This is a genomic window from Clostridium tetanomorphum (genome assembly GCF_017873215.1).
GTDB classification, from domain to species: domain Bacteria; phylum Bacillota; class Clostridia; order Clostridiales; family Clostridiaceae; genus Clostridium_AO; species Clostridium_AO tetanomorphum.
In genome coordinates this window covers 91372-112124 of the sequence record NZ_JAGGKA010000009.1, presented here as the reverse complement: position 1 = coordinate 112124, position 20753 = coordinate 91372, and the positions used below count along the sequence as shown (strand labels likewise).

The 20753-nt window shown below is 28.2% G+C and carries 16 protein-coding genes; 13 read left to right on the top strand and 3 right to left on the bottom strand.

Annotation, left to right across the window (positions count from 1 at the left end):
- Positions 1-17: 17 nt before the first annotated feature.
- The 7 genes from thrC (at position 18) to J2Z24_RS10565 (ending at position 8935) form a co-directional block, all read left to right on the top strand.
- The gene (thrC, locus tag J2Z24_RS10595; RefSeq protein ID WP_035151176.1) at positions 18-1226 is read left to right on the top strand and encodes a threonine synthase; all 1209 of its coding nucleotides are present in this window, start codon (positions 18-20) and stop codon (positions 1224-1226) included.
- An 85-nt stretch (positions 1227-1311) separates the two neighbouring features.
- A complete protein-coding gene (locus J2Z24_RS10590) occupies positions 1312-2253 on the top strand; it encodes a dipeptidase (RefSeq protein WP_035151179.1) in 942 nt (313 codons plus the stop codon).
- A gap of 13 nt (positions 2254-2266) precedes the next feature.
- Positions 2267-3073: a sugar phosphate isomerase/epimerase family protein gene (locus tag J2Z24_RS10585; RefSeq protein WP_035151182.1), complete on the top strand. Its 807-nt coding sequence runs from the start codon at positions 2267-2269 to the stop codon at positions 3071-3073.
- Positions 3074-3255: 182 nt separating this feature from the next.
- Positions 3256-3495 carry a hypothetical protein gene (locus tag J2Z24_RS10580; RefSeq protein ID WP_035151187.1) on the top strand — a complete coding sequence of 80 codons (240 nt, stop codon included), beginning with the start codon at positions 3256-3258 and terminating at the stop codon, positions 3493-3495.
- 256 nt (positions 3496-3751) lie between these two features.
- Positions 3752-6007, top strand: coding sequence for a YcdB/YcdC domain-containing protein (locus J2Z24_RS10575; protein ID WP_035151188.1), 2256 nt, complete (start codon positions 3752-3754; stop codon positions 6005-6007).
- A gap of 326 nt (positions 6008-6333) precedes the next feature.
- Positions 6334-6714: a BlaI/MecI/CopY family transcriptional regulator gene (locus J2Z24_RS10570; protein WP_035151189.1), complete on the top strand. Its 381-nt coding sequence runs from the start codon at positions 6334-6336 to the stop codon at positions 6712-6714.
- Between the two features lie 13 nt (positions 6715-6727).
- A complete protein-coding gene (locus tag J2Z24_RS10565) occupies positions 6728-8935 on the top strand; it encodes a M56 family metallopeptidase (protein ID WP_035151190.1) in 2208 nt (735 codons plus the stop codon).
- Positions 8936-9056: 121 nt separating this feature from the next.
- On the opposite strand, the gene clpP is transcribed toward J2Z24_RS10565, so the two are convergent.
- The 3 genes from clpP to J2Z24_RS10550 all read right to left on the bottom strand — a co-directional run bounded on the left by clpP (position 9057) and on the right by J2Z24_RS10550 (position 13618).
- A complete protein-coding gene (clpP, locus tag J2Z24_RS10560) occupies positions 9057-9641 on the bottom strand; it encodes an ATP-dependent Clp endopeptidase proteolytic subunit ClpP (protein WP_035151191.1) in 585 nt (194 codons plus the stop codon).
- A gap of 35 nt (positions 9642-9676) precedes the next feature.
- The gene (locus tag J2Z24_RS10555) at positions 9677-10060 is read right to left on the bottom strand and encodes a helix-turn-helix transcriptional regulator (protein ID WP_051593410.1); all 384 of its coding nucleotides are present in this window, start codon (positions 10058-10060) and stop codon (positions 9677-9679) included.
- 441 nt (positions 10061-10501) lie between these two features.
- Positions 10502-13618 carry a vitamin B12-dependent ribonucleotide reductase gene (locus tag J2Z24_RS10550; protein WP_035148421.1) on the bottom strand — a complete coding sequence of 1039 codons (3117 nt, stop codon included), beginning with the start codon at positions 13616-13618 and terminating at the stop codon, positions 10502-10504.
- A 335-nt stretch (positions 13619-13953) separates the two neighbouring features.
- Here J2Z24_RS10550 and J2Z24_RS10545 point away from each other — a divergent pair, with 335 nt between their 5' ends.
- The 6 genes from J2Z24_RS10545 to J2Z24_RS10520 all read left to right on the top strand — a co-directional run bounded on the left by J2Z24_RS10545 (position 13954) and on the right by J2Z24_RS10520 (position 20296).
- Positions 13954-14361, top strand: a complete 408-nt coding sequence (locus J2Z24_RS10545) for an RrF2 family transcriptional regulator (protein ID WP_035148419.1) — start codon at positions 13954-13956, stop codon at positions 14359-14361.
- Positions 14362-14424: 63 nt separating this feature from the next.
- Entirely contained in the window at positions 14425-15273 is an 849-nt protein-coding gene (locus J2Z24_RS10540; RefSeq protein WP_035148418.1) for a MurR/RpiR family transcriptional regulator, read from the top strand.
- A 207-nt stretch (positions 15274-15480) separates the two neighbouring features.
- Positions 15481-17007: a gluconokinase gene (locus tag J2Z24_RS10535; RefSeq protein ID WP_206538606.1), complete on the top strand. Its 1527-nt coding sequence runs from the start codon at positions 15481-15483 to the stop codon at positions 17005-17007.
- Positions 17008-17039: 32 nt separating this feature from the next.
- A complete protein-coding gene (locus J2Z24_RS10530; protein ID WP_035148416.1) occupies positions 17040-18383 on the top strand; it encodes a GntT/GntP/DsdX family permease in 1344 nt (447 codons plus the stop codon).
- A gap of 37 nt (positions 18384-18420) precedes the next feature.
- A complete protein-coding gene (gene gnd, locus J2Z24_RS10525; protein WP_307861363.1) occupies positions 18421-19335 on the top strand; it encodes a phosphogluconate dehydrogenase (NAD(+)-dependent, decarboxylating) in 915 nt (304 codons plus the stop codon).
- Positions 19336-19612: 277 nt separating this feature from the next.
- On the top strand, positions 19613-20296 hold the full coding sequence (locus J2Z24_RS10520) for a FlxA-like family protein (RefSeq protein WP_035149140.1): 684 nt from the start codon (positions 19613-19615) through the stop codon (positions 20294-20296).
- Positions 20297-20753: the final 457 nt, after the last annotated feature.

Here is a 20753-nt window from a genome sequence, read left to right as displayed (position 1 = left end):
CAAAGGAGGAATACATAATGAAAGATTTTAAACTTATATGCACTGGTTGTGGAAAGGAATATTCGGTAGAACATGTTAATCCAAGATGTGATAATTGCAATGAGCCTTTAGAAATGGAATTGATAAAAGAAGGGAAAATTAAGGAAGGAAGTCCATTAACTCAAACTATATTGGAAAGATATTCAGATTTTTTCCCTTTTGATAAAATAAATAATGATCTTTCTTTAAATGAAGGTTTTACTTCTCTTGTACCTTCACCTAAAATAGCTAAAAAGATAGGTATAAAAGGAATTTATTTTAAGAATGAAAGCCAAAATCCTACTTGGTCTTTTAAAGACAGAGGAACTTTATTTGGAATTCAACATGCGTATAGTTTAGGTTATAAAAAGATAGGAGCAGTATCCACAGGAAATATGGCAGTGTCTGTTGCAGCTTATGGTAAGAGAGCAGGGGTTGATACTTTTATATTTGTAGGAAGTAATATACCAGCAGAAAAACTAAATCCAGTAGCCATATATGGATCAAATTTGATAAAAGTAGAAGGGGATTATGGAAAGCTTTATTATGAAAGTTTAGAAATAGGAAAAAAGAGAGAAATTTATTTTATTAATTCAGATGTTACGTATAGAGTTGAAGGCTATAAAACGGCAGCTTTTGAAATGTGTGAACAATTAAATTTTAATGTACCTGATTATGTGGTAGTGCCAACAAGTGCTGGAGGAAATATAAGAGGAATATTGAAGGGATTTGAAGAATTTAAAGCGGTAGGGTTAATAGATAGAATACCTAAATTTATTTGTGCTCAAGCATCAGGCTGTTCACCTATATACAATGCTTTTATAAAGGGAAAAGAAAAGATAGAAAGAATACAAAACCCATGTACTATTGCCCATGGAATAGAAAATCCATTCCCTCCAAGTGGAAATGAAGTCCTAAGAAAAATAAAGGCTAAAAAAGGAACTTGTACAGCGGTTACAGATGAAGATATAATATTAGCACAAAAAGAAATGGCTGAAGAAGGAATCTTTGCACAACCAGAATCTTGTGTTCCATTAGCAGCAGTTAAAAAACTAAAAAATGAAGGCTTCTTAAAAGACAATGATACTGTAGCTTGTATAGTAACAGGAAGTGGATTAAAATATACTGCAGCTTTTGAAAAACACAATTTAAAGTCATATCAGTGTAAATTAGAAGAATTAGAAAGCTTTATAGCTAATAATTTTTAATAATAACAAATTTAAGGGAAACTCAACAATAGTTGGAGTTTCTTTTTTTTATTTACTGTAATATCATTAAATAGAGGTGATATTTATGAATATAATAGATATGCATTGTGATACACTATATAAATTGCTAAATTGTAAAGAAGAAAAAAATTTAAGGAAAAATAATTATTCTGTAGACATAGAAAAATTAGAAAAAGGACATGCATTAGCACAGTTTTTTGCAATGTTTATAGATAAAGATGAAGTAGAGAATACCTTAGAGACTTGTTTAAAAATGATAGACTTATTTTATCTACAATTGGATAAGAATAAGGATATTTTAGGTTTAGCTAGAAATTATGATGAATTCTGTAATAATAGAAAGAATGGTAAAATATCTGCATTTTTAACTATAGAAGAAGGAGGAGCTTTAAAAGGGGAGATTTCCAATTTAAGAAATTTTTATAGACTAGGAGTAAGACTTATAACACTTACATGGAATTATGGTAATGAATTAGGATATCCAAATTGTAAAGAAGAATATATAAATAAGGGGCTTACTTCTTTGGGAATAGAGGTGGTAGAAGAAATGAACAGATTGGGGATGCTAGTAGATGTATCGCATCTTTCAGATAAGGGATTTTATGATGTAGCTAAATATTCAAAGAAGCCTTTTGTAGCATCACATTCCAATGCAAGAGAAGTTACTCCTCATAAGAGAAATCTAACAGATGATATGATTAAACTTTTATCAGAGAAAGGAGGGGTTATGGGGATAAATTTCTGCAATGAATTTTTAGGTGAAAGTAGCATTAGTAGAATAGAAGATATAATAAATCATATAAAATATATTAGAAATATAGGAAGTATAGATTGTATTGCTTTAGGAACAGATTTTGATGGCATTTCTTGTGATGTTGAAATTAAAGATATATCTCAAATGGAAAAGTTAATAATTGCTCTAAATAAGGCTAATTTTTCAGAGAATGAAATAGAAAAAATATGCTATAAAAATGTAGAAAGAGTAATTAAAGATACTTTAAAGTAAAGGATGAGAATAAATGACAAAAGATGAATTGAATTTGGGTATATTTTCTTGGTTTGGATTTATTATGCCTCTTCGGGAGAGACTAAGACTTATAAAAAAGGTTGGATTTAAAGGAGTGTCTATTTGGTGGGAGGATGAAGAAGGAGATTTTCCTGTTAAAAAAGAAGATATACCAAGATTAGTTAGTAGCTATGAATTAGAATTTGAAAATATCCATGCTCCCTTCAGTAATTGTAGTGAGTTTTGGAGTGACAATAGAGAAGTAAGAGAAAAAATAGTTAATAAGCATATACAATGGATAAAAGAATGTAGAGAGTTTGCCATACCACTTATGGTAATGCATGTTACAGAAGATTTTAAGTTATCTCAGCCTAATAAGTATGGAATAGATAGTATAGAAAAAATAGCTAAAGCAGCAGAAGAAAATAATGTAAAGGTAGCTATAGAAAATACGGATAACAAAGAATTTATTCATTATCTTTTATCTAATATAAATTCTCCTAATTTAGGACTTTGTTTTGACTCTTCCCATAATGCTATTTGCTTAGGCAAAGAAATAGATCTTTTGAAGCTGTATGGTCATAGGCTTTTTACTACTCATATATCTGATAATGATGGAATAGCTGATAGACATTGGATACCTTATGAAGGAAATATAGATTGGGAAAAGATTAAAGAGAGTTTTCCTTTAGATAGTTATAATAAATATATAAGCATGGAGGTTTTTACTAAAGAAGAAGATAAAATTAAGGGGCCAGAAGAATTTTTAAGAAAGGCATATAGAAGAATTAATAAACTAAGTAATTATTTATTAGATTAATATTCTAAGCTTCATATGGATTTTTTAATCCATATGAAGCTTATTTTAGTATTAAATATAAACTTTTTCTTGACTCGCGAACATATGTTCTGTATAATAAAAATGTAATATTTCATATAGAAAGTTAATATATTTATTATAAAGATTCAAAGGTTAAATGGTAAATTTGGGAGGTATACTTTATGGATAACAAACTATTTATAAAAATATACTATAATGTAAATGGCAAAGAATCAAAGGATATTAATGAAAATTCAAAATATTTAATAGGTGGAGGGTTCTACAATAGAGAAGGAGGACACTTTACTTTTAAAGCTAGGAGCTTAAAAGAAGCTAAGGATATAGCAAATGATATATCTTATAAAAATACCCTTAAGAATTTAAATTTTTTATTACTTCCTGATAACATAAATCTTCAATAATAAAGTAAAGTTTTATTTTGAATATATAGATGGCAGTTAAAAATTTATATAAGTATATTACTCTGTTTATATTTCTAGGTTAAAGTATAAACAGAGTTTTTATATTATTAGAAATTTATGAAATTTTTTGAAGCGAATTTAAAGGATGGATCGTCTAATATAATGATTAGAAAAATATATAACTATAATATAACTAATTATACAAATTTTGCGTATATATAAGTGATGATTAAATTTGAAGATGGAGGGAAGTTTTATGAAAAGCAAAAATCTAGTTTCTTTAGTATTAGGAGTAGCATTAATTTTTACTAATTATTCTTTAGTTTTTGCAAAGGATATTAATACAATTCCAAATAAAACAAATACTAATATAGCAGCAATGGAAAAGAAAGCTAAAGTTTCTAAAGAAGAAGCTAAAAATATTTCTAAAAAAGCTTTAAAAGAATATTTTAATGTAAATGTAGATGAAAAGCAGTATAAATGTTCAGTGGAGTTTTCCCAGTCCAGTGAAGAGGGGAATTTTAGTTGGTTGATATATTGGAAAAAAGATAATAGCAATAACGATATGCAAGTGTTTGTGGATGCTTCTAATGGGAAAATAACAAGAGCTTCAAAACGACAATATGGACAAGATGAAACTAGCAATATTTCTAAAATAACAGAAGAAGAAGGAAGAAAGAAAGCGGAGGATTTTTTAAAGAAAATTAATTCAAAGGAATTTAAAGAAACAAAATACGTAAGATCTAATACAAATTATATTAATAGATCATCAGATAATATTTATAGATATAATTATGTAAGGTATATTAATGGGGTAAAATTTGATCAGAATTTATTAACAGTGGAAGTAGATGGAGTTAATGGGGATGTAGTAACTTATCATATTAATTGGGATGATAATATAAAGGTACCTTCTGTAGATGGAATAATTTCAGCAAATAAAGCTGAAGAGACAATGAAAAAAGATTTAAATATGGATCTTTTATATACTGATTATACAGATAAATATGAAGAAAACCGCAGTAAGACTAAGTTAGTTTATGATGCTAAGTTTGCTAATGGATCAGTACTGGATGCTAAAAGTGGAGAATTTATAAGTAATAATTGGGGAAAAAAAGTAGAAAAAGATTTAACAGATAAAGAGAAGAAAGATTATTTGAATAATATAAAAATAAATAAACCATTAGACAAAGAAATAAGTAAGGATAGAGCAATAGAATTAGCTAAGAAAGAAATAAAACAATTATATGGAGAAGGGTATGAAATTAATAACATAAGATATAACGAAAATAAAGATAATGTATTTGGAGCTAAAAATACCTGGTCTATGGATTTTCAGAAGGATAAAGATAAAAATAAAGGATATAATGGTGGTCAGATAACTATAGATGCCTTGACTGAAAACATAGTTAATTTATATAAAAGTTCTCCACAAGATGAAAATAGTCAAGCCAAAATAACCTGGGAACAAGCTTATAATAAAGCTATAGAATCTATAGTAAAATATGCACCTGAAAAACTAAAGGATATAAATACCAAACAGGTAGATTATATAAATGATGCAAATATTTATGACAAAAGATATCATTTCAATTTTTTGCGAATAGTTAATGGTATAAATTATGATTATGATTATATAGCTGTAGCTATTGATGCTGTAAAAGAAGAACTAGGTGAATTTTCAATTAAGTGGAACGAACAGGCTAAATTTAGTGAACCTAAGAATTTGATAGGTAAGGAAGAAGTTAAAAATGTATTATTTAACAAATATAAACCTGAGTTAAATTATTTGAAGATAAATAAGAATAAGGATGATTCTAAAAAACCAGAATATGAAATGAAATTAGTATATATGTGGCATAATTATGTTTCTAGGTATTCTGCTCCCCAGATTAGAGTAGATGCTTTCTCAGGAAAAGAGCTGAATGAAATGGGAGAAGAAATAGATGCAAATATAGATAAATTTATGGAAAGAATTAAAGGAAATCCCTATGAAAAGGAATTAAATATACTTGCGTATAATGGAATAATGGATACTGTTAATTTTGAAGCAAATAAGGAAATAACTCAAATGGATTTTATAAAGATGCTTGTTAATGCTAAAGGATATAGACCATATCTATTAAATGGTGCTGCAGATTTAAGATTTGAAAGTAGCACTGCTAAAAATAGTACTGATTATAAGTATTTACAGTTAGGAGTATTATATGAAATAGTCCCAAATAAGGAAGGAAAGTTTGATATAAATGCGAAGGTTACAAGAGAGGATATGGCAAAAACATTAGTTAAATTTTTAGGATATGAAAAATTAGCTCAGTCTAAAGACGTATTTACTTTAAAAATCTCTGATTTAAAGGAAATAAAAAGCGAAAATTTAGGTTACATGTCTATAGCAAAAGGTTTAGGAATTCTAGAAGTTAAAGATAATAAAATAAGACCTAAGGCTAATGCTACATGGACAGATTTATCTATAGCTATATATAGAGTATTAGATAATATAAGAAGAATTTAGTTAGTAGCTGATAAATTACAGAGGACAGTTTTAATTTATTTGAGAACTTAAAAAGAGTTTTAAAGTAATAAATAAAAAAATAAAGAATAATTAAGAAAACTTATCCTAAAAGTCAAGTTTAAATTTAATTAAAAGAGGAATATATCATAGTTGGGTAAAACCAATCTATATATGTTTCTCTTATTTTTAATTTTTTGTAGTACAATCAGGATAAAATTAACTATTTTATATAGGTAAATGCAAATTTTAACTTGACAGTTAAAGTTTACAGATGTAGACTGTAATTGTAGATCTACAAATGTAAACCTAGGATGGAGGAATAAAATATGAAATATATGCCAAAAATCTCAGCAGCTGAGTGGGAAGTAATGAAACTTCTCTGGAAGGAACATCCATTAACATCTGAAAAAATAATTGATTCATTAACAACTAAAATGGATTGGTCAACACAAACAGTAAAAACATTTATAACAAGACTTTTAAAAAAAGAAGCGATAGGATTTGAAAAGGTGGGCAGAATCTATAATTATTATCCATTAATATCTAGAGACGAATGTATAAAAGCTGAAAATGAATCTTTTCTTCAAAAGGTATACGATGGAGCTGTAGGGATGCTTTTTACAAAATTTTTAGAGGAAGAGCCTTTGTCTGAAGAAGAAATTGAAGAATTAGAACAGCTTCTTAAAAATAAGAAAGAAGGAAAGTAAGAGGATATTAAATATGGATATTTTAGTTAGAATATTTTTATGTGTTCTACAAGTTTCCTTAACAGCAAGTATTGCAGCGTTATTAATAATTTTAATTTTAAAATTATTTAATAGTCGTATTGGAATACGGTTTCAGCATGCTTTGTTGCTTATAATTATAGTAAGACTTATAATACCCGTGAATATCCAAAGTAATATAAACTTGCTTGGTATTTTATTTCAAAAGTATGAAAATAAAATATTAAAAACTGAAGGAAAAAGTACTTCTAATTCAGTTTATAATTTTTTTAGAGAAGGAAAAGTTTATTTAAGTGATGATACAAAAGATAATAAGACATCTTCAGTTTCATCTTCAGAAAAAATAAGCTATAACCAAGAAAAAATAAGATATAACCAAGAAAAAATAAGATATAACCAAGAAAAAATAACAAGAGAAAATGTAATTACTAATGCTTTGAAAATAGTTTCTTGTATATGGTTAGTAGGTGTTTTTAGTATAACTTTATTTTTCATAATAGTTGTATGGAAATTTAAAAGGAAAACTTTAAATTTAGAGCAGCTTACGGAGTTGAAAGTTGTATCACTAATAGAAGAGTGTAAAAAGAAAGTAAGCATAAATAGAAGCATACCTATTTATGCTTGTGATAATTTTAAAACCCCATGCATATTAGGGGTTTTAAAACCAAGGATTTATATTCCTAAATATGAGTATAGCATAAATAATTATAAGAATCTATCACATATACTTTTACATGAATTGATACATTATAAAAGAAAGGATTTGCTTTATAATTTTCTTGGAACGGTTGCTCTTTTAATCCATTGGTTTAATCCAGTGGTATGGTTTTTAATAAAGAGAATGAAACTTCAAAGGGAGTGCGCTTGTGATGCTTGTGTGCTTGAAACTTTAGGAGAAGAAGAGGCAATAGAATATGGCATGACGCTAATTAATTTTTCAAAGTTGATTTCAAGTAGCAGAGAAGTACCGCAATTAGCAATTTTTTTTGAAACAAAGAGTGAGATTAGGAGGAGGATAGAAATGATAAAAAGCTTTAAGAAAGGGTCTTATAAAATGTCAGCAGCAGCAGCTATATGTTGTGTATTAGCTGGAGGTATTATATTTACAAGTGGTGTAACGGCTAGAGATATTAGAACTGATAACATTGTTACAGCAGTTAATAATAAGAATTCAATAAAAAAACAGGAAGAAGATAAGTTTCTTATTGATTCACCAATAAAATTGTATAATAATTTAAAAAAGGCAGAAGAAATTGCAGGGTTTAAGTTTAAGGTGCCAGATTATCTTCCAGCAAAGTATAGAGCACTACCTGATTTTAAGATTATAAAAATTTCTGATAAAGCTAATGTGCTAAAAATTGATTTTCAAAAACCTGCGCATAAGGTACTTGATAATAAATTCTTTTCTTTTCAAGCTTCCAAAGAAAACATGGAAAAAGTTTTAAAGCAGGATGCAGAGCTGATAAGTGAAGATGCAAAAGTTGAAATTAGTAAAAAGGCAATAAGTTTAGGAGGAATAAATGGATATAATATCACTATATTCTCTAATGGCTTCCAAAATATAAGAAAATATTTTGTATGGCAAAATGAAGGGATATGGTATAGTATAGAATATGGCGAATCTGGCGATGTACTGGAACTTTCTATAGATGATATAGGAAAAGTTGCCTCGTCAATAAAATATGTTGAAGATATAAAAAATGTAGATTATTCTGTGAAGAAGGAGTTTCTAACAGAGACTGAACCCTTATTAATATATGATAAAGATGATTTAAAAAAAGCAAAAGAATTATTAGGATTTACTCCTAAATTTCCGATAAATATTAATAAAGATATAACTATAGATAGAGCAAAAGTTAGGCTTTCAGAGGATTCTGATATAAAAAATGAAAAGTTTAATTATGAATTCAATATGAATTACATTTCAAAAGTTGATAATTTGTTTCAGATTGGAGCAGTATCATTTTCACAAAGAAAAGACTCAAAAAATTATGATGATGCAAAGAAGAAAGTTAATTCAATAAAAATTGACGGTAAGGAAGTTTTTAAATATGAGGAGACTTATGAAGAATCTGAAGAGAATAAAAGATATATATACATTTGGAAAGAAAATGAAGTTTATTGTGAAGTTTCAATAGGAGAAGGTAATGGAAATTCAGATGAAATAGCTAAAGAATTTATTAACTCAAAACCAATAAATTAAATTTAGTTATAGGTTAAAAAGAAAAGGTCATCTTAATAATAAGTTTACTATTAAGATGACCTTTTCTACTGATATTTTTTCAAGATGTTATTTATATGGCTATAGTATCAGTTGAAAAATTCTATGTTAAAAATATTTCATCTATTATTCCATAATCTTTAGCTTCCTCAGCAGACATGAAAAAATCTCTCTCCATATCCTTTTCTATTTTTTCAATTGATTGACCTGTTTTTTCACTATATATTTTATTTATCTTATTCTTAGTATTGAGAAGCCATTCTGTATGAATTTTTATATCCGTTGCTTGCCCTTTAAAACCACCATAGACTGATGGTTGATGTATTAAAATTTCACTATTTGGAAGAGCATATCTTTTTCCTTTAGCACCCGCAGCAAGTAAAAATGATCCCATACTTGCTGCAAGACCTATACATATTGTAGATATATCAGGTTTAATATACTGCATTGTATCATATATTGCCATTCCAGCAGTAATAGATCCCCCTGGACTATTTATATAAAAATTAATATCTTTATCAGGAGATACTGATTCAAGAAAAAGTATCTGAGCTACAATAGTGCTAGCTGTCTCATTAGTTACCTCACCATTTAACATAATTATTCTATCTTTTAGTAACCTAGAGTAGATATCATAGGAACGTTCTCCTAAATTTGTCTGTTCAATAACCACAGGTACATAACTCATTAAACTCACCTCTTAAAATGATTTTTTTACATTAACTAAGCTGCTATAGATAGCTTACTTGTAATTTTATTTTTTGAACTTATTAGAGTTACACTGCTTCTGTTTATTCTAAATTCTCTTGGAGGTATTCCATAAAGTCTTTTAAAAGCCTTTGTAAAGACTTCCTGAGAGCTAAATTGATACTTAAATGCTATATCTACAATCTTACTATTTGTATTCAACAATTCATTTGCTGCTGCCATGAGTCTTCTTTTTCTTATATATTCAGCTACAGGTTCGCCCACTACGGCATGAAAAACTCTATGAAAATGGTACTTTGATAGAAAAACATTATCGGCAATATCTTTAAGCTCTATTTTATTATTTAGATTATGTTCAATATATTCAATAGATTTCTTAATGCAAACATCATAATTCATGTTAGGACACTCACCTCATTTACTCTCTTTTCTATATTATAACTTAGCTCTCTATGTAAATCTTGTCTTTTCTTGCTAATTAATATGTCATAGCAGTATCTATTAGAACTCACTTATTTATGGCAGAACATCTGCGTGGAATACTTCAAGGAACCATTGAATTTAAGGAAGGTCAACATATACTTGCGCTTGCGAAAGAAGATTGTAAAATTTATTTTAATAGCAAAAATGGGGCTGTCGCATTAAGGAATTTACATACAATATACTGTTTTGCAAGCTTAAAGTTAACACAATATATTGTAGGATTTTTTCTTAGTGCGACAGCCCCATTCTTTATTTAAATATTAATGAATAAATATTTATTTACTGATAAATCTCAAAGATGTGCCAGTAAATGTGAAAGTTGTACTAGTAGGTTACTTTTATACTTATGCGTTGTCTTTAACTACATCCAGTAGTAGAACCACAATCTAAACAAACCATACAGGTACCATTTCTTATCATTCTAGTACTTGAACAATTCGGGCAAGTAGAACCATAAATTCTTTCACCTGAAATTTTTTTACCATCAAAAGTTTCATGAGTATTTATGCTAGTGGTTTCAGCAGTATCTTCATTTTGTGGATTTTCTACACCATTAAGACCAGCGGTAACTAATTGATCTTGTAGGATTTCTTTTGTAGATACTATACTTCTTTTATTTGTATCACAGTCATAGTTTTCGGGTTTTATCTGACATCGTGAATAATCTCCTAGTTCTATATCTATTATTTTGCTAATTAAATCAGAAATAGAGGTTACATGTTTTATATAAGGATGTTTTTGTACAAAACCATAAGGTTCATATTTTTGTCCTCTAAGCATTTTAGCAATATCTTGTGGTGGTACATGATATTGAAGCATTACAGATAATGCTTTTGATAAAGAATTTAAGAGACCCATGATTATAGTACCTTCTCTATCTGTAGTTATATATATTTCGGAAATTTCTCCATTCTCTCGTCTATTTACTGTAGTATATATTTTTACATCATTTATTTGAGCCGGATGAGTAGTGCCTCTTCTAATACCTATTGGTTTGTCACGTCTTGAATATTTAACCCCTTTTTGAAGGTCTTTAGCCTTTTCTAAAAGTTTTTCATAGCTTAAATCCTCTAATTTGAAATCTTTATTTAAATCTAAATTAGTATTTAATGGTTGACTGGCCTTTGAACCATCTCTGTAAAGAGTGATTCCTTTTACGCCAAGTTTCCAAGAAGTTAGTACTACATTTTTAAAATCTTCTAATGTAGCTTGCCTAGGAAGATTTACGGTTTTGGATATAGCTCCAGAAATTAATGGAGTTATAGCAGCTACCATTAATACGTGTCCCATAGGGTCTATATATCTTTTACCAGAACCACATTTATTTGCAGTATCGAATATAGGTAGATGTTCCTCTTTTAAGTGAGGAGCACCTTCTATTTTCCCATCAATTACTCTTTCAAATTTAAAGTCATTGTTTTCTACGGTTTCTTTTCTTAATACATAATCTAAAATATCTTTTATCTGATCTTTACTATATCCTAAATTTTTAAGAGCTATTTTGATAACAGGATTTATTACTGTCATCATTCCACCGCCAGATAGTTTCTTATATACTACATGACTAAAAAATGGCTCTATAGAAGTAGCACCACAGTCCATAGCAAAGGAAATAGTTCCAGTAGGGGCTATTACAGATACTTGAGCATTTCTGTATCCAAATTCTTCTCCACATTGGAGAGCTTTAAGCCAACAATCTTTAAGAAGGTTACTTATATTTTGAAAAGATTCCTTTATTAATATATTATGATTTATTTTAACAGGATTATAATTTAAATTTTCATAGTCAGATATTTCATCTCCAAAGTCACTATAAAAATTACTTATAGAAGGTAAGGCATCTGCAACCCTACAATGATTTCTTATAACTTTTAACATATATTTTTTATTTATTTCATACTTAGGAAAAGAGCCTATTTCTTTAGCCATTAAAGATGATACATAATAGGAATATCCTGTTAAAATTCCTATTAATGAGGCAGATAAATTTCTTCCTTCTTCGGAATCGTAAGGGTATCCCATTACCATAAGCAATGAAGCTAAGTTACTTATTCCAAGACCTGTGGCTCTAAACATATAGGTTTTTCTTGCTATATCTTTAGTGGGAAATTGTCCCCAATGTATAGAAGATTCTAATAGTAGCTGAACTAAGCCTATTACATGTATATAGCCTTCTAAATCTATATTTCTTTTTGAATCATCATAAAACTTATATATGTTTATAGATGCTAAATTACAAGAACTATCATCTAAGAAAGCATATTCACCACAAGGATTAGTAGAGTTTATTCTGTTATGTTTAGCATTATATAAACCATCTTCACCAGCTGGACAAGTATGCCAAGCATTGAAAGTATCTAAAAATTGTGGAGCAGGATCAGCACATTGCCATGAGGATTTATTAAAATTATCCCATAAAGTACTTACTTTAATTTTTTTATTTACACGATTATCTACACGTCCCACTAATTCTATAGTAGCATCTGGATCTTTATGTAAATTCCCTACTTTTTTCATGAATTCATCAGAAAATCTTATAGAGTTGTTACTATTTTGTCCTGATACTGTTTCATAAGCTTCTCCATCTATATCTGTATCGTAACCCATTTTACCAAGGGCTCTTACTTTATCTTCTTCTTTGGCTTTCCAAGTTATAAAATCCATTATTTCTGGATGATCTATATCAAGACATACCATTTTAGCTGCACGTCTAGTAGTACCACCAGATTTTATAGCTCCAGCATTTCTATCAAGACCTTTTAAAAAACTCATAAGTCCTGAGGACACACCACCACCAGAAAGTTTTTCACCTTTAGCTCTTAATGAAGAAAAATTAGTTCCTGTACCAGAACCGCCTTTAAATAATTTTGTTTCAGTTACAAATTGTTCTGAAATTGAATGAGGACCTAATAATTTATCCTCTATGGATAATATAAAACAAGCTGAAGCTTGGGTTCGAGTATAGTTATCGTCACTTTCTACCACATCTGATATTATTTCATCGTAGTAGTAGTTTTCTTGTTTACTACCTTTAATTCCATAGGAAAGATTTAATCCTGTATTAAACCACTGAGGAGAATTAGGTGCATACATTTGAGAAAGTAGTGCATAAACCATTTCATCATAAAAAATGATTTTTTCTTCCTCAGTTTTTAAAATGCCTTCATCAACTAAAGCTTCTCGCCAAAAATTAACCATTCTATGGGCTACCATTTTCATACTATTTTCATATCCAGATTCATTTTCTACGCCTGATTTTCTAAAATATTTAGAAGCTATGATGTCACAGGCATTCTGTGAGTAGCTATCAGGAAACTCTAAATCTTTCATATCTACTAAAACTTTATTGGTTTTATGATCCTTTAAAAATACATCAATTTTTTTCCAATTAAATAAATCATATACGTTTAATTCTTTGTTTTTTTCTAATTCCTTTGTATAATATCTTTTTACAATTTTGTGGATAGAATCTATTTCTTTTAATTTATCCAAAATTTACTACCTCCTTGTAAATAATACTTATTTAGTATACAATACATTGAAAAAATATAAAAGTACCATTTAGTGGCACATATAGTATTATATCATATTCTTATATACAATATATTGTGTAAAACTTCTATTTATACTTAATTTCTTAATATAACTATATTTTTATATTTATAGCTCTTTTTTATATTAAATTTTTTTATATATTTTAATTAATAGGGAGTATTGACAATTAATTATATAGATAATAATATGAAGAAGACTATACAGATATATTTAGATGTATTTAATAGAAAAAATAAATAATAAGGTGATGAATTATGAATATAACTCAAGAAGCAGATTATGCCATAAGGGCTATTTTGATTTTAGCAAAAGAAGGAGAAGGTGCTAAATTAGATGCAAAAACTATATCAGAAAGAGGTTGTATACCGTTAAGATTTTTATTAAAACTATTGAGAAAGCTTATTAAAGCAGATATAATAAAGTCTTTTAGAGGAGTAAATGGGGGCTATGCTCTTTTGAAAAATAGTAAAGATATAAACTTAAGACAGGTTATAGAAGCGGTAGATGGACCTATAGCGATTAATCGTTGTTTGAAAAGCGATAGCTTTTGTAATGCAAATAAGAATTTTCGATGTACCGTTCATACACATTTAGATAGAGTTCAAAAAACTCTTATAGAAGAGCTTGAAAAAATAAATTTCCAGATATTAAAAAATGATTAACATATTTTTGTTCAACTTATTAAAATAGTTTAGTTATTTTTTAACAATAAAGGGCGTGAGATTATGGAAAACATAAGTTACTTACAAAAAATAATGGATATATATTCAAAATTAAAAGGAGCAGAAAGAAGAGTTGCTGATTATATAATTAAGAATCCTAATGATATAATACATTTGTCAATTACAGAATTAGCAGACAGATGTAATTGTGGAGAGGCAACTATATTTAGGTTTAGTAAAAAGATTGGATATAAAGGATATCAAGAGCTTAAGATAAAGATTGCAGGTGAAGTAGTAGATCCTATTGTGGATGTGCATGAGGAAATAAAAGAAGATGATGATATTTTAATAGTAATGCAAAAAGTAATTAATTCTACTATAAATTCTTTAAAAGAAACACTTAAGATAAATGATTATAAAAATATAGAAAAGGCTACAAATATAATTTTAAGTTCAGAAAGAGTAGCATTTTACGGAATGGGAGGGTCATCAGCTATTGCTCTTGATGCATATCATAAATTTTTAAGAGTAGGTAAGAATTGTATTTTTCATTCTGATTCACATTTTCAAGCTATGATAAGTTCAACTTTAAGTGAAAAAGATTGTATATTAGCCGTATCTAATACAGGAAGTAATAAAGATTTAGTAGACAATATAAAAATAGCAAAACGAAATAATGTGAAAGTGATATCTATAACATCAAATCTTAAATCCCCTATTTCTAAAGTATCAGATATAATTTTGGTATCTTATGGAAAAGAAAATCAATTTAAGAGTGAAGCTATGGAGTCTAGAATTACTTCTTTAAGTCTTATAGATTGCTTATTTGTAAGCGTTTGTTTAAAAAATAAAGATGAATATTTCCTTACTTTAAAAAACATAAGACAGGCAATTGCGGAAAAAAGATATTAAAAAAATTTTCAACTATCCTTATAAAAGGATAGTTTTTGTTTTAAAGTGAAAAAATATTTCGCTTTTTATTGATTAATTTTTAAGGTTATAATATAATATAAATATGAAAATAATTTTCATATTTATTATAAAAAAGGTGAATATACAATGATAATAAAAATAATTTTCTAATTTGTATATTAAAAAGTATTATGAATGGAGGAAATTATGAAAAAATATTATATAGGCATTGATATTGGTACAACTAGTACTAAATCTATATTATTTGATGTAAATGGAAAAGTAGTTAATAAAGTAACTAAGGGCTATCCAATATATAGTGATAAGCCAGACTTTAAAGAGCAAGATCCAGAGGAGATTTTTCAGGCTGTATTATATACTTTAGAAAGTCTAATCAAGGAAAGTAAAGTTTCATCAGAACAAATACAGTTTATATCTTTTAGTTCAATGATGCACAGCATAATAGCAGTAGATCAAAATTGTAAACCTTTAACTAAGTGTATTATATGGGCTGATAATAGAAGTAGGGAATTCGTAAAAAAGTTTAAAAAAGCTGGAAAAGGGCATGAACTATATTTAAGAACAGGAACTCCTTGTCATCCTATGTCTCCTTTTTATAAATTATTGTGGCTAAAATATGAGCAAAATGAAATATTTAATAAATCACATAAATTTATATCTATAAAAGAATATATTTTTTATAAATTATTTAATCAATATATTGTTGATTATTCTATTGCTTCAGCTACAGGAATGTTTAACATTTTTAAATTAGAATGGGATAAAGAGGCTTTGGGCATTTTAGATATAGATAAAGATAAGTTATCTAAGCCAGTAAGTACTATTTTCCAAATTAAAAATATTAATAAAGAATATGCACAGATAACTGGATTAAATGAAGACACAGTGTTTGTAGTAGGAGCTAGTGATGGGTGTTTAGCAAACCTTGGGTCAAAAGCTATAAAAAAGGGAATAGCAGCTGCAACAATAGGAACTAGCGGAGCAGTTAGAGTAGTTTTTGATAAACCAGTAACAGACCCTAAGGAAAGAGTGTTCTGCTATGTATTGACAGAAGATAAATATGTGGTAGGTGGAGCAATAAATAATGGGGGAATAGTTTATAGGTGGTTTAAAGAAAATTTTGCTGAAATTGAGGATATAGAAGCTAAAAAACTAAATAAAGAAGCTTATGATATTTTAAATGAATATATAGAAGAAATTGAGCCAGGGAGTAAAGGATTGATGTTTTTGCCTTTTCTATCAGGAGAAAGGGCACCTTATTGGGATGCAAGTTTAAGGGGAGCTTTTCTAGGTATTAGTGATATCCATACTAAAAAACATATGACAAGAGCTTTAATAGAGGGAATATGTTTTGATATGAATGAAGTTTTTCAAGCAATTAAAGATTTAGTAGGAGAAGTACAGGGTGTATATGCTAATGGAGGATTTACAAGAAGTGAAGAATGGATAAAAATTTTAGCAGATATAATGGATACCAATATAAGAATTAGCGAAAACTATGAAAGTTCCTGTTTAGGAGCAGTGATGTTAGGAATGCTTTCAATAGGAATTACAGATAATTTAGATAGATTAGATTATATGATAGATGACTTTGCTAATTACAATGTAAGAAAGCAGAATTTAAACATTTATAAAGATCTAGAAAACATTTACAAAGCGTCAGTTCAAGCATTAAAACCAATAAATGAATCACTAATAACTTTTCAAAAATAGTTTAAATTATGAAAAAGGGGGAGGATTAATTTATGTCAAGCGCAGCGTATTTATCCTTGGTAATGTTCATAGGAGTATCAATACTATTATTTATGATTATTAAACTAAAACTCCAAGCTTTTATTTCATTGTTAATTGTTAGTATGGGAGTAGGTATAGCAGCAGGGATGCCACTAGATAAAGTTATGAGTTCAATACAAAATGGTATGGGTGGGACATTAGGTTTTATAGCAGTAGTTGTTGGATTAGGAGCTATGTTTGGACAGATGCTAGAAGTATCTGGTGGAGCTGAAAGATTGGCCAGAACTTTAATAAGTAAATTTGGTAAAGATAAAGCTTCATGGGCACTTATGATTACAGGATTTATAATATCGATTCCAGTATTTTTTGATGTAGCTTTTATAATATTAGTTCCTATAGTATATTCTTTAGCTAAAGATGCTAAGAAATCTGTTCTATACTATGGTATACCATTACTTACTGGACTTGCAGTAACACATTCCTTTGTACCACCAACACCTGGTCCAGTAGCAGTAGCACAGCTTGTAAATGCAGATTTAGGTAAGGTTATATTATTTGGTATAATAATAGGAATACCTTGTGCTATAATAGCAGGACCTATTTTTGGTAAATATATTGGAAATAAAATTTATGCAGAAGTACCGGAATACATGGTAAGTGATATAAAAAATGATATAAAAGAAGATAAGGATTTACCAAGTTTTGGATTTATATGCTTTACAATTTTAATCCCAATAATTCTTATAGTTTTAAATACTTTTACTAATGTTTATCTTCCAAAGGGAAACTCAGTTAGAAATATAATGACATTTGTTGGACATCCTTTTGCAGCTCTTACTATTGCAACTTTAGTAGCATTTATAGGATTAGGAAGATGTAGAGGATTGAGTAGAGAAGAAGTTAATAAGATTGCTACTTCCTCATTAAATTCATCAGGACTAATTATATTAGTAACAGGAGCAGGGGGAGTATTTAAGCAGGTACTTATAGATAGTGGAGTAGGTAAAATGCTTGCAGAATCTGTTGCAGGATCACATTTAAGTCCAATTTTATTAGCTTTTTTCATTGCAGCTGTAGTTAGAGTAGCAGCGGGATCAGCTACAGTAGCTATGATGACAGCAGGAGGAATAGTATCACCAATATTATCTTCATTTAATGTAGAACCTGCTCTAATAGTTATAGCAATAGCCTCAGGAGCTACTGTATTATCTCATGTTAATGATAGTGGGTTTTGGTTAGTAAATAGATATTTTGGAATATCAGAAAAGGATACTTTAAGATCTTGGACAATGATGGAAACAATTATAGGTGTATTTGGATTAATTGGTTGTTTAATTCTTAATCTATTTGTTTAAAAGTATGGTGTATAATTAATTATAATATAAATCTTATATTAAAGGAGTGAGACTTATGAGATTAGGACTTATAGGACTTGGAAAGATGGGAGCTAATTTAGCATTAAATTTAAAAAAACATGGTCATGACGTTGTAGCTTACGATTTAAGCTTAGATAGATTAAAAGAAGCTAAAGATAGTGGAGTAACTACAGCGGATTCAATGGAAGAATTAATTAATTCTTTAGGAGAAGAAAAAATAGTGTGGTTAATGATACCAGCAGGTAAACCAGTAGATGAAACTATAGAAAGAATAAAAACACATCTAAATAAAGGAGATATAATTATAGATGGAGGAAATTCATTTTATAAAGACTCTATAAGAAGATATAATCAATTAAAAGAAATAGGAATAGAATTTTTAGATGCAGGAACTAGTGGCGGAAGAGAAGGAGCTTTAAATGGAGTTTGTGCCATGGTAGGAGGAGACAAAGAAACTTTTAATAGAGTAGAGGCTTTATTCAAAGATATATCTGTAGATAAGGGTTATTTGCATGTAGGAAAAGCAGGAAGTGGACATTTCACTAAAATGGTTCATAATGGCATAGAATATGGTATGCTTCAAGCTATTGGTGAAGGTTTTGAAATATTAGAAAATAGTGGGTTTCAAATGGACTACGAAAAGATTGCAGATCTCTGGAATCACGGTTCTGTTATAAGAGGATGGTTGATGGAATTAAGTAAAAACGCTTTTAGTAAAGATCCACATTTGGATGAAATTAAGGGAGCTGTTGGTTCAAATGGGGAAGGCTTATGGACAGCACAAACAGCTTTAGAAATGCAAATTCCTGCTCCTGTAATAACAACTTCTGTAATAATGAGATATAGATCTCAGCAGGAAGATACCTTTACTGGAAAAGTTGTAGCTGCATTAAGAAATGAATTTGGTGGACATGAAGTTAAAAAGAAATAAAAGGGAAATGGTTAATAATAATTTACTTAATAGAATTATTATTAACCATTTTTAATGTATAAAGTTTTCATTATTTAGATTATTAATTTATAAAATTCTTCGTAATTGCTTATATACTTATAATTGGTAATTAATTATATGTTTATAAGATGAATTATAAAATTATATATAAATTTTTATTAAAGTAAATGATTTACATGAGTTGTCGATAATATTATTGGATGATAAATTTGGAAAAATTTCATCATCCAAAAAATTTTTTATGGAGGGATAAAATATGAACATATCATCAATATCATCAAGAAACACTAATAACTCTGTGATTAGAACTAAAAATATAGACAACCAGATAAAGTTATTAGAAAAGCAAAAATCAAATGTACAAGAACAAATTAGCAAAATTAAAGAAAGAAAGATATCCGAGAAAGAGAAAATAGAGTATATAAAACCTTTAGAAGAACAAATAAGGATGATTGATCAGCAAATACAGCAAAAGCAAATGGAAAAAATGAATAAAGATGAAGACGAAGATGGAGGAAAAAATACTAAAGGAAAATCAAATACACCTAAAGCTACTGAAGATAGTATTGAATTTTCAGGTGGCATGGATAATTTAGTAAAATCAAGTTTAACTTATTCAAAAATGAAGACAGCACGTGGAATAAAAGTTAAGTTAAGTGGAGAATCTAAAATATTGAAAATGGAAGCTGCTCAAGATAGAGCTAGGGCACTATCATTCAACGTACCAAGTGCAGATAGAAAAGAAGCAAGGGCTAGTAAAATTGACGTAGGAGTTAGTAAATTAGACAAGATGATGGCAAAAGAAAGCGGAGAAATTAGAAAGGCTGTAAATAAGGGACAAGATATTAAGGATAATGAAAAAAATGAAGAAAATGATAATAAAATTGAAGAACAAAATTCTAGTAAAAAAGCACATAAAAATATAGATGCTTTAGCTTAATGTAAGCTGTTAGATAAAATATTTTTATTAATAATTTTTAATAAAAATGCACTACCATAAATAAAAAGGTAGTGCATTTTTTATATGAAAGATAAAAATATTACAATTATAACAAGTAAGTAAAAAAAAGTTTGTCCTATAAATATAAAGTTAATTTATTTGCCTACAATGCACTTATATAGCTAAAGACTATAAACGTATATTATTATTTCAACGAAAAACGTGACTTGCTATAGTTAGGATATTTGAATAATAGAATTAAATATCGATATTTTCAAAGAATTTTAAAATAAAAATAGGTTCATAAATGAGGAGAAAATCTTAATAGTTATAGGGACAAACTTTTTGTTTACAACTATATTATAACATATTATAGTATAAAAGTTTTGTTTATATTTAAATTTAGAATATAAATTTTATATATAATAAATACTAATGGATAAGAGGTGATAATGAG